This window comes from Vibrio neonatus (assembly GCF_024346975.1).
GTDB classification, from domain to species: domain Bacteria; phylum Pseudomonadota; class Gammaproteobacteria; order Enterobacterales; family Vibrionaceae; genus Vibrio; species Vibrio neonatus.
Window position 1 is genome coordinate 258,590 of record NZ_AP024886.1, and the last position, 15,002, is coordinate 273,591.

Genomic DNA, 15,002 nt, shown 5'->3' on the forward strand with positions numbered 1-15,002 from the left:
AGATACATGTTGTTTGAGGAAAGCTGTTGCCGTTTAAGGGGCATTTAAATGTGCAATGGATATCGCTAAAGAGTGGGTGTCCATGCTAGTTTTTAACGCATTTTCAGTGTGTTATGTGACATGTGTACGATTAAAGTTAAATCGTAATCAGCATCGAATCAACTAGTGGGTATACTCTTTCAAGGTGCTAATTATCTGCGTGCGGTTGCATTTGATGGTTAGCCTGACAAAAAGCTTGGCATACGAATTCGAACATGGACGAGGAATTAGATGCTAGAAATTAAAATGCTAGATATGTTTCTTTTACTAATGGAAACCCGCTCTACTTCTGCCGCGGCTAAGCGCAGTGGTTTTTCACAATCGTATGTATCTAAAATCTTAGGTCAGTTAAGAGAAGATCTAGACGATCCTTTGTTCATTCGAGATGAAAATGGGTTTAGCCCAACGGCGTATGCCATTGAAATAGAGCCAAGGGTGAGGGAAGCGTTAGCCGCTTTGCACAAGGCTGTCCAACCAAGGCTTTTTTCGCCAAAGAATATAGATACCATCACCATCCATATGATGGAGCCTTACATCATTGCTTATGGCAGGGATGTCATCAGCGCAATTCGTCAACACACTGATGCGCATATTGAATTGTTGCAATGGAATAAACAGAGTGAGCAGTTGATCCTTGATGAAGCGGTAGATATTGGCATCACAACAATGAATGGCAGGAACCAAGCCTTTCATGAGCAATATTTGCACTCTGGCACCGGTAGCATCATCGGCCATGAACAGGGTGAATTTGTGAAGTATCTTGTGCCCGGATTCAATGATTACACCAATTTGTATCAACAGTTGGCGCCAAGGCTTGAGCCCTCGATTGTTGTGGATAATCAAGTGCTTCTGACTCAGCTAATGGATGAGTATCAGACCTTGCGTTATCGGGTTTGCGATCCCACTAAAACCCCAAAAATTAAGCTTGATATGGCATTAGTGACCAAAGCAGCGACCAGACGCAGCGCCAAGATAAGATGGCTGACAACACTACTGCATCCCATTATCGAACAGCCTAGATCGGTCTCTGATTTATTTGACTAATCCTTACTCCCCTCAATCACTAATAGTGATAGTTGCTATTCCTGTGCTATGCCACAGTCTCGCCTTAGACTTAGCTCAAATATTAAGCAAAGCAGAGGTGGCAACATGAAAAAAGCAATTATGGTTTTGATAACGCTGAGTTTAGTGATTGGCGGGCTAGGTTCAGTCGCCTTGACCGAAGGTGGACAGCTTATCAATATGCCTCGTGATTGGGTATTTACCTTGTTTCAATATAAGGGATTGCTGACTGTTGCCATGTTACTGCTGGCTGTTGCTGCGCTGTGGTTGTCCACCCGTAACAAGGTGTTTAGCAAGATGGTGTTATCGCTCTATGTGGTTTCAATTCTTGGCTGTACCTTTCTGATTAACTGGTTTGCACCTGATTTTTGGCTGCGCTCACAGCAACATAATGCGACCTTTATGTCAGTAGAAGAAGCAGATTCGCGCTTGCAATCCAATGATGATGTTTTTGTTCTTGAGATTAACGGCGATGCGCGTGCTTATCCAAGAGATTGGATGCAACTGCCTCACATTGCCGGCGATGTGGTTGGTGGGCAAGATACGGTGATGACCTACTGCGCACTAAGTAACTTGCCGATGGCGTTTAATCCAAACATGAAAGGTCAACCGACAGATTTTAAGATTATTGCGCAGGTACACAACAACCTTATTTTTACTGATCGCAATAGTGGCGAATTGATTCAGCAAGTGACGGCAACGGCTGAATACAGTCAAACTGAACTGGAGCAATACCCGGTGCAGCGTATGCCTTGGGAGTCGTTTAAAGCTTTGTACCCAGAAGGGCAGGTATTTAATTATGAGCCAGTGTTATACGACCATGTGACATTAAAGTTATTTGATAGCGCGTTAGAGCCTCATTATGAAGGCGAGCCAATGTTCCCGACCTTGAGCTTAGAAGACGACAGATTGGCAACCGGTGAGCAAGTTTGGGGTGTGCAGGTAGGCAATGAATCTGTAGCCGTGACCACAGATGACTTTACCAAGAAAAATCAGTTGGTTGTTGAGCTATCAAATCAAAAGATTCTTTTTGTGAATTATGAAGAATACCAAACCGTCGCTGCATATTTTGTTGATGATAGCCGTGACTGGGAAATGACTGAGGTCGATCCGTACGGGTCATATACGTCAGGAAAACTTGAGCGCGTAAATTTATATTCAGGAATGCCGTGGATGGTTTGGAGTCACTGGTTTCCGGAAACACAATTAGTCAATAAACAAACTATTTAAAAGAATAATAAATTATTGTCTTTCTAGAAAATGTAAGAGGTAGTTATGAGTCATACTTTAAATTTTGTAAATAACGAATTTAACGGAAAAGAAATAAAAAGAATGCACATTATGGCGAAGCCAATTGGCGCCGTATGTAATATTGATTGTAATTACTGTTACTACTTAAGCAAACAAGGCTTGTTAGATTATAAAAAAGGCTGTTCGCCAGAAATCAATGACGAAACATTAGAGCACTATATTAAAAGCTACATATCCTCTCAGAATGCATCGCAGATTATATTTTCTTGGCAGGGCGGTGAGCCTACTTTGTTGGGAGTGAGTTTTTTTGAAAAAGTGGTGGCGTTGCAAGCGAAATATCGCCCTAGCAATGTTGAAATTCTCAATGATTTGCAAACGAACGGAACACTAATTGATGAGAAATGGTGTCAGTTTCTTAAAGCGAATAACTTTCTGGTAGGTCTGAGTATTGACGGCCCGCAAATGCTACACGATAGTTACCGCACCAATAAATCGGGGCGAGGAACCTTCAATAGAGTAATGCAAACGGTTGATTTGTTTCACCAGCATCAGGTGCAATTTACCACACTGACTTGTGTGAATAATTTGACCAGTCGTAATCCTTTGCAGGTGTATCGTTTTTTACGTGATGAGGTACGTTCGCCTATCATGCAGTTCATTTCTATCGTCGAAAAAAAAGACTTTCGAGAGTGTGCTCCGGATTCAGCTAATAGTGATTCTTTCATTCCAAAACAAGGGGATAAGGCGCTTATTCCGGGGAATGCACGTTCAATTGTAGAGCCTTGGTGTGTCAGTGATATTGCTTGGGGTAACTTTTTGATTGCGATTTTTGATGAGTGGTATCAAAAAGATATTGGGCGTGTTCATGTGCAATATTTTGAAGCGATTCTTCAAGCCTGGTCTGGTGGTCAGAACCCAATGTGTACTTTAGGGCCCGTTTGCGGCAAGGGCATGGCGATGGAGCCTAATGGGGACATTTACACTTGCGATCACTATGTATATCCAGAATATAAAACTGGTAATATTTTAGAAGATGATCTTGCGACGCTGGCGTTTGGCAGTCAGCAGGCATTGTTTGGCTTAGATAAAATTAATCAGCTGCCAGAAAAGTGTCAGCAGTGTGATTATCAGTTTGCCTGCTTTGGTGAATGCCCGAAAAACCGCTTTATAAAGACAGCAACGGGTGAAGCAGGTCTAAATTATTTGTGTGCAGGTTGGCATAAGTTTTTTAGTCATGCAGATAAAGACTTATCTCAAATACTTCGTACTCTTAAACAGCCTGTAGCAAACGGTAAACATATTCACGCCTAGCGATTATGTCTCATGATATTAATTATGAGACATGAAAATTAATCTAGTCGCAAATGGAATAGCCACTATCACTTAAATTAACAAGCATAAAATGCCAATATTCCATTGGTGTTTTGTGTGGTGATTATATACAGGGAATATTATATGTCACTTCAATATTAATATTTCAACTTGCAATAGGTATATAAATGATTATTTCAACAAATAAGCGGCTGAGTAAATTTAAACTGTTACCAATAGCATTATCTATACTTCCTTTTACCGCAACGGCTAATTCAAACGTAGTTCATGATGCAGAATATTATATTCTTGAAGCGCAAAATGGAAAGGTTTGGGAAGTTGAAGATAAAGACTTAGACGCCAAACTTGCGGAGCTAGCAGAGGAGTATGGAACACCGCCTAATATTGTTCACTTTATGTGGGATGACCAACCTATGGGGGCGATTGGTGTACCGGCTATTCAGCAATCACGAGGTTACGATACGCCAAATCTAAATCAAATGGCTGATGAAGGAATGCTATTTAGCCGCATGTACACTGAGCCATCTTGTACGCCAACGCGAGCGGCAGCCTTAACAGGGCAGCATCCTATTCGAAATGGCATGTATCGAGTGGGTTTCCCCGTTGAGTACCATGGCATTTCAGAAGAGTCAGTGACAACGGCGAATATTTTATCCGATGCGGGCTATGCAACAGGCTTTTTTGGAAAGGCGCACCTTGGCGATATAGAAGAGTCGTATATGCATAACCAAGGTTTTGACGTTGCTTTTGCCGCGATTTATAACCAAGTTGCCAGTATTTGGAACGAACAAGGTGAATCTGCGAATGCGACCATAGGGTTTAAAGATTCCGTGCTAGCTCCCGATCCTTATCATTTAGATGATACCTATATGAGTGACGATATTGTGCTTTTTTATGAAGGGCATAAGGGGCAACAAGCGAAAGAGTGGTGTGGTGTTTCATTAGATTGTTATAACCAATTTGATCAAGAAGCAGAGCGAAGAGCTTTAGAGTTTATCGAAACTAATGCCGCAGCCAAACAGCCGTTTTATGTTGCTTGGTGGCCACAGTGGGTCTCGTTTATTCCTGAACAGCAAAAATCATCTCGTCAGCGAGGCATAGTGGGGGACGCGTATCAGAATAACCTTGATCCATCGGCAGGCGCTTTAATGGATACATTGAAAAAAGCCGGTATTGAAGAGAACACCTTAGTCATCGCAATGGCGGATAACGGGCCAATGACGCACAATCCTCCTGCTGGACTAGGCATGGGTGAAGGCCTATTCCGAGGTGGTAAAGGAGACTTTACCGAAGGCGGAGTGCGAGTAACCGCTCAAGCATGGTGGCCGGGAATGATAGAACCAGGACAAACCGTTGGCGATATTATTCATGTGACTGACCTTTACACTACTTTTGCTCGATTAGGTAACGCGACAGAAAATATCCCAGATGACAGAGTGATTGATGGTATCGACCAAACCTCTTTGCTGATTAACGGTGATACGCATGGGCGTCGAGATTATGTTCATATTTATTCCGGAGACAAATTGGGTGCAACGGTCAAGAAGCATTACAAAATGCACTGGATAAATACCGACCCAACGGCAGCAAGTGGTATTGGTTCAACCTATTATGACCTGCTCAACGATCCAAGGGAGCAATCCCCACTGTTGGTGAATATGGTCATGCACGGCAATTCGTTTGCACGAATGAGAGAACGCCACGAAATGATGATGCAGAAATACCCGAACAAAGAAGCAGGCCAAGGACCAGCCTACACAGGCATGGAACTGCTGAATCCTGATACTAAGGAAATCAGTGAACCGCTTATTTTCATCGAGTAATATCGCAAAGGGCTACTTTATTATGAAGTAGCCCTTTTTTAGTTGGCTGGTTTTATCGAGACACCCATGATTTATCGTATCGTCTTTTGGTCTAAGTATGAGCTGTGAGTGAAGCACCTTTGAAGATCATTAGATGCATTGATTCTGGATTTAATTATGGGTGTCCACATTATTTCCACACTACATCACATCGCTATGGCTAAAAAACAGCCTGCACATCCGAAAATGAAATATTTGATTTAAAATTCAAGTATATACAGTGAACCCACTCAGTTTGATAATTAGATGGTCATCTAATTATCAAACTGAAAATCATGCAAGATATCTTTGAAGCATTATCTGATCCCCATCGCCGTAAGATACTCGACATGCTAAAGCATGGTGAGCTGTGCTCTTCTGACATTGCTAGTCAACTAGAGATCACGCCAGCATCGGTTACTCACCATTTAAATAAACTCAGATCAGCCAATTTGATTATTAAGACAAGGAAAGGAAGGAATATCTACTACACGGTACACACCTCCTTAATGGAGGATGTTCTCACGTACATGTATTCATTAATTGATACTAAGGTCCTCAAATGATTAGAAATATCATATGCGCTGCAATTCTTTTTTTAATGTTATTTATCAGCTATTTATCATATTCTTCATTGCCAGATATGCTGGCAATGCGATATACCTTAGATGGGGTGGGATACCAATATGTAACCAAAAACGTGGCCACAATATTTTTACCGACTACCTATTTGGCGTGTATTCTCTTAACGGTGCTGTACGTTAAACTGCGCCCGACAAAATTGAATTTAGATAATAGTACGTTCGCAACGAAAGAGGCCATTATTGCGATAGGTGTCCTAATGCTGGGCTATCACTACGCAAATCTTACGCAATACCATGAGATGGCTGAAAATATGGCAGGTTGCCAAACAAAGGTCTGTTCTATTGCACTATTTTTTATCATATCGAGTAATTTCTGGGGAAAGATAGAACCCAACTACCTCTTTGGATGCAAACTACCTTGGACATTGGCCAGTACCAATAATTGGAGATTAACGCATAGGCTCATAGCCAAAGTTTCTGCTGTGACTGGCATCTTGCTGTTATTAACTACCCTCATATATCCTAGTTTCTATATTTGTTTAGTCGCACTACTGCTATTTGTATTGATCCCATCTTTCTACTCATATTGGTTGTTTAGGTATCGCGGGATTTAATTGACTGAATGCTGATTTTAAAACAATGCCAACCGAGCTTAGGTTGGCATTGTCATTTTTGTCTTTTAGATATGAAAAATACAGACTGAAAAATCGCTGCCGATCCACTTTTGATTATTTGTGGGTGTCCACGTTGTTTCGTTGCTTTTCACATTATGTTTATCATGGGTGTCCACATAATTCTTACATAACCCAAAGTTAAAACTTATTTTCCGAGTCACTAAATACAGCACTATTCACACCAACCACATGCGCCGTAATAGCGCCTAAATCTGGATGATGTTACCGCTCTGCATGAGTAAAAGTTGGCATTATTTTGCCTATCGAGCATGAGCCTTTTGCACAACAAGACATCAATTATTTCAGTAGCATATGATCAAAAATCGAACAGTTATTGGTGATAGATACAAGGTTGATATCACCATTGCATATCAGTCGAAGTGGCGAAGTTTTGTATATATGGAACATCTCGTAGAAGGCATAGCTAAGCAGTTTGAGCGATTTGATAGTGGCAAAATAAAACTTGATTTGAATCAAATACGATATAACATGTATTTAAGATGCAACTTATGTGCATATTAAACATCCTCATTCTCTGTTGCCATGATGCGTAGCGAATGAAAATCAATTTAAGACGAGAGCCGTATTATGACATTTTCAGTAAAAAAACTATTTGATAAGAAAGACGATCAAGCAACAAACGCTGCATTACAAGCAGAGCAAAAAACACAAGAAAATGCAGAGAAAGAAGCGCCTAAGAAAAAACACGGTGAACCAGGTGTTTGCTGTGGCTCTTGCTCATAATTGCTAGCTGCTTGGCAGATTAAAGTGATAAACCAAAGCCATTTGGCTTTGGTTAGCCTTTTGATTAAAGGTAAAATTAATCAAGACACCCACTGTTACAGCCCCTTAGTTCTACAAATGATGGAACTGCAAATTACTCCCCCTTAGTTTTTCTGACTAAAAATATTAAACCCTATAATTCATTGTCTTACATTAAAACTCTAAAAATAAAACACCTTAGATTAAACGAATGGCAATCAAAATGTAACCAAGACACCCATAGTTTTTCGCCCACAGTTTTCCATACCAATCCCCATACAATTTCCTGCCATTCTCACCCCATACACAAAAGCCCCACAAGTCAGAAACCTGCAGGGCTTGATCATCCATATCTAAAGATATAAATACCTTAGATTAGATCTATCACCATAGAAGCAAAAAGCTTTCTTCTAGGCTAAAGATCTGAAAGAGTTCTTCAAACATGAGACTCCCTATAGATTGATATCTTCGATGTTGATTTCCATCGCTTTAGCAAGACCTTCGCCGTAAGCTTTGTCCGCTTGTAGTGCGTGGTTGATGTGCTTGTGTTTGATTGGTAGCGATACGCCAGTCATTGCGCGCGCCGTGTTTTCAAACAAACGTTGTTGCTCATCAGCGGTCATGATGCGGAACAGATTACCTGCTTGGGTAAAGTAATCATCATCTTCACGGTGATCCCAATGTGTCGCAACACCTTGTAGCTCAAGAGGTGGCTCAGAAAACTCAGGTTGCTCTGCCCACTCTTTGTGTTGGTTTGGTTCATAACCGATGGTTGAACCATAGTTACCATCAGTACGCATTGAGCCATCTCTGTGGTAGCTGTGCACAGGGCAACGAGGTGCATTTACTGGGATTTGGTGGTGGTTTACACCTAGACGATAACGCTGAGCATCACCGTAAGAGAATAAACGACCTTGTAGCATGCGGTCCGGTGAGAAACCAATACCAGGTACAACAGCGGCAGGGTTAAATGCAGACTGTTCTACTTCAGCAAAGAAGTTTTGTGGGTTTTTGTTTAGTTCAAACACACCAACATCATGCAGAGGGTAGTCGTCATGTGGCCATACTTTAGTTAGGTCAAATGGGTTGTAAGGTACTGTTTCTGAATCTTTTTCAGGCATGATTTGAACTTGTAGATTCCATTTAGGGAAATCACCGTTCTCAATGCTTTCGTATAGATCTTTTTGATGGCTCTCGCGATCTTGACCAACTAAATCTTGTGCTTCTTGGTCAGTTAGGTTTTTGATGCCTTGCTGAGTTTTGAAGTGGAATTTAACCCAGTATCTTTCGTTGTCAGCATTGATGAAGCTGAACGTGTGGCTTCCGTAACCGTGCATGCAGCGGTAGCTTGCTGGAATACCACGATCACTCATTACGATAGTGATTTGGTGAAGTGCTTCTGGAAGAGAAGTCCAGAAATCCCAGTTGTTTTCTGCGCTACGCATGTTAGTTCTTGGATCGCGTTTAACCGCATGGTTTAGATCTGGGAATTTTAGAGGATCACGCAAGAAGAACACAGGAGTGTTGTTACCAACAAGATCCCAGTTACCTTCTTCAGTGTAGAATTTTAGTGCGAAACCGCGAATATCACGCTCAGCATCGGCAGCGCCACGCTCACCTGCAACCGTTGTAAAACGAGCAAATAAGTCCGTTTTTTTCCCGATTTCTGAGAAGATTTTAGCTTTTGTGAATTTGGTGATGTCGTGAGTAACAGTAAATGTGCCGTATGCACCAGAACCTTTTGCGTGCATACGACGCTCTGGAATTACTTCACGATCGAAGTGTGCCAGTTTCTCCAGAAACCACACATCTTGTAGTAGTTGAGGGCCACGTTTGCCTGCAGTCATCACATCTTGGTTATGAGCAACAGGGCAGCCAGCGGCAGTTGTCAGTTTTTTAGTCATCATCATTCCCTTTGTAGATATAAGCAAAGCCAGTATTCATCTATTTATATAAACATAATTAACACAAATAGATAACCGACCAATTATTGATACAATATATCATTATGAGTTTTTATTGTATGGTTTTTTACACACGAAAATAGGAAAAGTTAAGCAAGATCAATTTATCCTAAGCTATTGAATTAACTATTTTTTAGTTTATGTATAAAAATCTTTTAAGTATTCAAATTCTGACTCATATTACGCATAAATCCTTATTAATTATAAGTCTTTTATAGAGGTAAAATTGTTACAAGTCTGTGATGATCAAGGCTATTTTGGATTAGCAGTGCAATTAAGGTTAAAACTGAGAGTTAGAGCGATTCTTATTTGTCTTTATGCGTGGTATTTGTGACTTTTTTGGAGGTATTCCGTTGGTTAATATGGATAAAAGGGGCTATTGCTTGAAAAGTCAGCGTTTAACTTGAAATTCCCTCATGTTGTTGCTGAATGTTTTTCACTACCTACTCAGTCAAAGATTGTATTTAATATAAGGTTTCCAGTTAAAGTTGTATGGAACCTTCAAAATGAAAGATTTAACTATTCTAGATGGTGGAATGGGGCGTGAGCTAAAACGAATTGGCGCACCCTTTTCACAACCATTGTGGAGTGCTCAAGCACTTATCGAGTCACCTCAACATGTGTCCCAAGCTCACCAAGGTTTTGTGGATGCGGGAGCTCAAATTCTCACAGTCAACAGTTATGCGTGTGTCCCTTTTCATCTGGGAGAAGAGCTTTATTCAACACAAGGTTTTGAACTGGCAAAAAAAGCATCTGAGATAACAAGAGAAGTTGCTGATAAAAGTGTGAAAAAAGTGCTAGTTGCTGGCTCTATTCCTCCTGCTTTTGGTAGTTACCGCCCTGATTTGTTTGAAGTTAATGAAGCTCGCGTTATTTCTCAAACGTTGTTTGATGCGCAAGATAAAAATGTAGACCTATGGCTGGCAGAAACCGTTGCGAGTATTGCTGAGTTTGAGATGATCAGTGAGGTGCTTTCGGCAACAGACAAGCCTTGTTATTACTCTTTCACTTTGCAAGATGACGCCTCAACAGATGCAAAATTACGCTCTGGTGAATGGGTTGTTGATGCAACCAAAGCAGCATGTAATGCCGGCGTTGACGGTATTTTCTTTAATTGCTCCGTTCCAGAAGTGATGGAAAAAGCCATTGCGATAACGCAAAGCGTGATTAAAGAAACTGGTGTTGATGCAGTGATTGGCGTTTTTGCTAATAGCTTTACTCCCATCACAGAAGGGCACGAAGCTAACGATACTATTCAATCGATGCGTGAACTTTCCCCTGCGGATTATCTAGAGCTCGCTAAATCTTGGTATCAAGCAGGAGCCACAATTATTGGAGGATGCTGCGGCATTCAACCTTCTCATATTGCCGCGCTAGCTAAATGGAGAGATGACAGTGAAGAATCTTAATTTTGGCTTGGCGATTCCTGCCATTATTCTCGTGATTGTTTTGCTGTTTGTTTCGGCTTTGTTTCCTGAACAATCCCAAGCAATGGCAGGTGGGGCGATGACTTTTGTGACTAACTGGTTTGGCTGGTTAGTTCAAATTGCCAGTTTAGCTCTGGTTGCCTTTCTACTTTGGTTAGCGTTTTCTAAGCACGGCAGTATTAAATTAGGTGACGATAAACCTGAATACAGCAACTTTACCTACGGCGGCATGATTTTTACAGCCGGTGTTGGTGCGTCGCTGATTTATTGGGGTATCGGCGAGCCGATGTATTATTTGCAGGCTCCGCCTTTATTTGCTGAAGCCAATAGTTTCTCTGCGGCGGCGTGGGCGGTGACTTATTCAATTTTCCACTGGGGCATTACTGGTTGGTCAATTTATTGTTTCCCTGCGATTCCGTTTGCTTATGCATTTTACGTTAAAAAACAGCGTACTCTCAAGTTATCGACTCTGTGCGAATCGGTTGTGGGTACTAACCCTGTAGTGGCAAAAGCGATTGATTTACTGGCAATTTTTGGCACTTTGGCCGCGTTTGCTAGCTCTTTGTCTTTAACCGTCACGCTGTTAAGTACTGGTGCGGCGGATCTTTTCGGTATCGAAAATGGCTTGTTGTTGCAAGGCGGCATTATCTTACTGTTTGTGGTGGTACTACTGTGCGTAATGTTGGTGGGCTTCAACAAAGGTATCAGTAAAGTTTCAGACTATACGGTATTGATGGCGATTGGTTTTGCGTTGTTTGTGCTGTTTTCGACTAATCCGCAGTTTATATTGAACAACTTTACTGATTCACTTGGCGTGATGTTCGATAGCTATTTCAGAATGTCTATGTGGACTGATCCTGTACAGCAAAGTGGTTTCCCACAAAGTTGGACCCAATACTACTGGTTCTGGTATTACGCTTACCTCATTATGATGGGTTTATTTATCACTCGAATATCGCGCGGCCGTACTATTCGCCAAGTTATTTTGTCGACTATTTCTATGGGGTCGCTAGGTTGTGCTTTCTTTATCTCAATCTTTGGTGGCTATGCAGTTTGGGCGCAAATGTTGGGTGGATTACCTGTTCAACAATGGATGAGTGACGGTGGATTGACCTTTGCGGTGGTTTCACTGATTAAAACTTTACCGGCTAAATCGTTTATTTTAGGTCTGTTCCTCATTATTCAGTTCTTCTTGATGTTGACAACAATGTCGAGCGCCAGTGTGGCAACGGCAATGTTGACCACTAATAGACTTGAGCTTAATGGCGATCCGGATAATAAAGTGAAGTTATTGTGGGCAGGTGCAATTGCTTTAATTAGCTTTAGCGTTTTCTTAGCGGGCGGCGGCATTAACACCATTAAATCACTGTGTGTGGTGGCGGGGTTACCAATGATGTTTATTTATGCCATTTTGGTTAAACATCTACTGCACGAGCTTGGAATATTAAAAACAGCAGAGCAAACTAAGCAGGCGTTGTCTGTGCAGGAAACTGTGCAGGAAACTGCGACTGAGTAAGTTTATTTTTAAATAACTTAAATTTAGAGCTTTAAATGACCGCCTCAATATTGTTTATTATCGGCGGTCATTTTGTATCTGGATGAGAGACTCTAAAGATCAGAGGATCTCTTGTCTAAGCTGATTTAAGTATTGGCGCATAAAAATCACCCGCTTATTCGCTTCTTTTTGCCCAGCTTTGGTATTCATTGTTTTGGGCAATTTAAACAGCTTTGTAAAGAAATGGTCGATGGCATAGCGATGATCATCTAACTCTCTTTTTTCTGCAAAAGGGTCGTTATCAGAATATAACTGCCCTTCAAAACTGCTACTGACTTGAATACAGCGCGCAATCCCTATCGCGCCAAGTGAATCTAAGCGATCTGCATCTTGTATTATCTGTGCTTCTAGACTGGTTGGCACAATATCAGCGCTAAAACTGTGCGCAACAATGGCATGATAAATTGCTTGATAAGTGTGAGCGGGATAGTCGATAGAGATCAAAAATTGCAGCGCTTTATCAGCGGCAAGTTGTGAACTGAGATGACGCTCAGCGTGATTTTTAGGGTAAGTAAAACAGTCGTGTAAATAGGCTGCGGGTATGATTACCCACAGATCGGCTTGTTCTTGTTTTGCTAACATTTTTGCGGTGCTGACTACCCGTTTGATATGCGACATATCGTGGGCAAGATCATGGGTGGCACTATTAATTAGGAAGTCTTTAAAGACGGGTTCGAAATCTGTGGCTAGTGTCATCTATTGCGCTCGGTTAGATAGGTTTTATCATCATAGCTTAATTGAGTGGGCGCTGTTTATAGCAAGAAGATGATTTCGATATTGAGATCACGCAAGCATAAGAGTGGTTTACATTGGGTTGTATTGGTGAGTTTAAAATAGCAAAGGCCTGGCATTGAGTTATGCCAGGCCTTTTACAGTTGAGGATTGTTGATAGTAATTGCTTACTTTTGCTCTCGGTTATTATGCAGTTTCAGTATTTTTTACCGGTGCTGGGTTGCGAATCAGGTGGTCAAATGCACCTAGGCTGGCTTTTGCACCTTCTCCCATAGCGATGATAATTTGCTTATAAGGAACGGTAGTCACATCACCGGCTGCAAAAACACCTTTCATTGAGGTTGCGCCATGTGCATTGATTTCTATTTCGCCGCGTGGAGATAGCTCAACTTTTGTCTCTTTTAGCCATTCGCTGTTTGGCATTAAGCCAATTTGTACGAAGATGCCGGCAAGTTCAATTTGCTTAAGCTCATCAGTATTGCGATCTTTGTATTCAAGACCAGTTACGCGGTTTCCATCACCAAGCACACGAGTTGTTTGTGCCATTTTTATGATTTCAATGTTTGGCGTCGAGTTTGCTTTGTCGATCAATACTTGGTCAGCGCGCAATGTATCGGCAAATTCCAGAACCGTAACGTGCTTAACAATACCTGACAGGTCGATAGCCGCTTCGATACCTGAGTTACCGCCACCGATTACGGCCGTGCTCTTGCCTTTGAATAGTGGACCATCACAGTGTGGGCAGTACGCGACGCCTTTGTTGCGGTACTCTTGTTCACCCGGGACGTTCATTTCACGCCAGCGTGCACCTGTGCTAGTGATCACTGTGCGTGCTTTTAGTGTTGCACCACTTTCTAGCTCAACATGGATGTAGCCGTCTTCAGTTTCTTGCGCATCGATAATATTGGCGGCACGTTGCTCGGTAATCACTTCAACGCCGTACTCTTTCACATGCTCTTCTAGGCTTGCGACAAGTTTAGGACCGGTCGTGGTTTTGACCGAGATAAAGTTCTCGATTGCCATAGTATCCATAACCTGACCGCCAAATCGCTCTGCAACGACGCCAGTACGAATGCCTTTACGCGCAGCATAGATAGCCGCAGAAGAGCCAGCAGGGCCGCCGCCGATCACCAATACATCAAATGGAGCTTGTTTATCTAAGCTTGCTGCTTTTTTCTCTGCTGCGCCCGAGTCTACTTTGTTTAGTATTTCAGCAAGAGACATGCGTCCTTGACCAAATAGTTCGCCGTTCACAAATACGCTTGGCACTGCCATGATATCGCGAGACTTCACTTCCTCTTGGAAGGCAGCGCCGTCGATCATAGTGGTTTTCACTAATGGGTTTATTGCCGACATCATGTTGAATGCTTGCACCACTTCAGGGCAGTTTTGACATGATAGTGAGATGAAAATTTCAACATTAAGCGGTTGATTAAGCTCTTTTATTTGCTCAATAGTTTCTGCATCTAATTTGATTGGATGATTACCACTGTGCAGAAGTGCCAACACGAGAGAGGTAAATTCATGCCCCATAGGTAGACCAGCAAAACCAATGGCTGTGCCTTTTTCTGGGTTGACCACTTGCATGATTGGCTGGTGAGTACTCGCATTATCATCACGAACAATTTCAATTTTGTTAGTCAGTGAAACAATATCTTCTGCCAATGCTTGAAGTTTGTTAGCGGTGTCACTGTCATCAAGACTAAGTACAAGCTGAACGTTTGTTTTTAGGTTTTCTAAGTATGCTTTGAGCTGTTGCTTCATTGCTTGATCTAACAT

Annotated in this window: 12 protein-coding genes; 9 read left to right on the forward strand and 3 right to left on the reverse strand. The window is 41.8% G+C overall.

Features of this window, described 5'->3' with window-relative positions:
• The first annotated feature begins 270 nt into the window (after positions 1–270).
• The 7 genes from OCU38_RS13905 to OCU38_RS13925 all read left to right on the forward strand — a co-directional run bounded on the left by OCU38_RS13905 (position 271) and on the right by OCU38_RS13925 (position 7,527).
• A complete protein-coding gene (locus tag OCU38_RS13905; protein WP_261824809.1) occupies positions 271–1,083 on the forward strand; it encodes a LysR family transcriptional regulator in 813 nt (270 codons plus the stop codon).
• A gap of 105 nt (positions 1,084–1,188) precedes the next feature.
• The gene (locus OCU38_RS13910; protein WP_261824810.1) at positions 1,189–2,331 is read left to right on the forward strand and encodes a DUF3179 domain-containing protein; all 1,143 of its coding nucleotides are present in this window, start codon (positions 1,189–1,191) and stop codon (positions 2,329–2,331) included.
• Between the two features lie 45 nt (positions 2,332–2,376).
• The gene (locus tag OCU38_RS13915) at positions 2,377–3,663 is read left to right on the forward strand and encodes an anaerobic sulfatase maturase (RefSeq protein ID WP_261824811.1); all 1,287 of its coding nucleotides are present in this window, start codon (positions 2,377–2,379) and stop codon (positions 3,661–3,663) included.
• 188 nt (positions 3,664–3,851) lie between these two features.
• Positions 3,852–5,507: a sulfatase-like hydrolase/transferase gene (locus OCU38_RS13920; protein ID WP_261824812.1), complete on the forward strand. Its 1,656-nt coding sequence runs from the start codon at positions 3,852–3,854 to the stop codon at positions 5,505–5,507.
• A 368-nt stretch (positions 5,508–5,875) separates the two neighbouring features.
• Positions 5,876–6,091: a metalloregulator ArsR/SmtB family transcription factor gene (locus OCU38_RS17105; protein WP_390625272.1), complete on the forward strand. Its 216-nt coding sequence runs from the start codon at positions 5,876–5,878 to the stop codon at positions 6,089–6,091.
• 329 nt (positions 6,092–6,420) lie between these two features.
• A complete protein-coding gene (locus tag OCU38_RS17110; protein ID WP_390625273.1) occupies positions 6,421–6,723 on the forward strand; it encodes an SdpI family protein in 303 nt (100 codons plus the stop codon).
• Between the two features lie 648 nt (positions 6,724–7,371).
• A complete protein-coding gene (locus OCU38_RS13925; protein ID WP_261824813.1) occupies positions 7,372–7,527 on the forward strand; it encodes a CCGSCS motif protein in 156 nt (51 codons plus the stop codon).
• Between the two features lie 470 nt (positions 7,528–7,997).
• On the opposite strand, the gene OCU38_RS13930 is transcribed toward OCU38_RS13925, so the two are convergent.
• A complete protein-coding gene (locus tag OCU38_RS13930; RefSeq protein WP_261824814.1) occupies positions 7,998–9,449 on the reverse strand; it encodes a catalase in 1,452 nt (483 codons plus the stop codon).
• Between the two features lie 566 nt (positions 9,450–10,015).
• On the opposite strand from OCU38_RS13930, the gene OCU38_RS13935 reads away from it, so the two are divergent.
• Positions 10,016–10,918, forward strand: coding sequence for a homocysteine S-methyltransferase family protein (locus OCU38_RS13935; protein ID WP_261824815.1), 903 nt, complete (start codon positions 10,016–10,018; stop codon positions 10,916–10,918).
• Positions 10,905–12,452, forward strand: a complete 1,548-nt coding sequence (locus OCU38_RS13940) for a BCCT family transporter (protein ID WP_261824816.1) — start codon at positions 10,905–10,907, stop codon at positions 12,450–12,452. Before OCU38_RS13935 ends, OCU38_RS13940 begins: the two co-directional genes overlap by 14 nt.
• Positions 12,453–12,551: 99 nt before the next feature.
• Here the strand turns inward: OCU38_RS13940 and OCU38_RS13945 are convergent, their stop codons facing one another.
• Together OCU38_RS13945 and ahpF are read right to left on the reverse strand one after the other, a co-directional pair.
• On the reverse strand, positions 12,552–13,187 hold the full coding sequence (locus tag OCU38_RS13945) for an HD domain-containing protein (protein WP_261824817.1): 636 nt from the start codon (positions 13,185–13,187) through the stop codon (positions 12,552–12,554).
• 222 nt (positions 13,188–13,409) lie between these two features.
• The gene (ahpF, locus tag OCU38_RS13950) at positions 13,410–15,002 is read right to left on the reverse strand and encodes an alkyl hydroperoxide reductase subunit F (RefSeq protein WP_261824818.1); all 1,593 of its coding nucleotides are present in this window, start codon (positions 15,000–15,002) and stop codon (positions 13,410–13,412) included.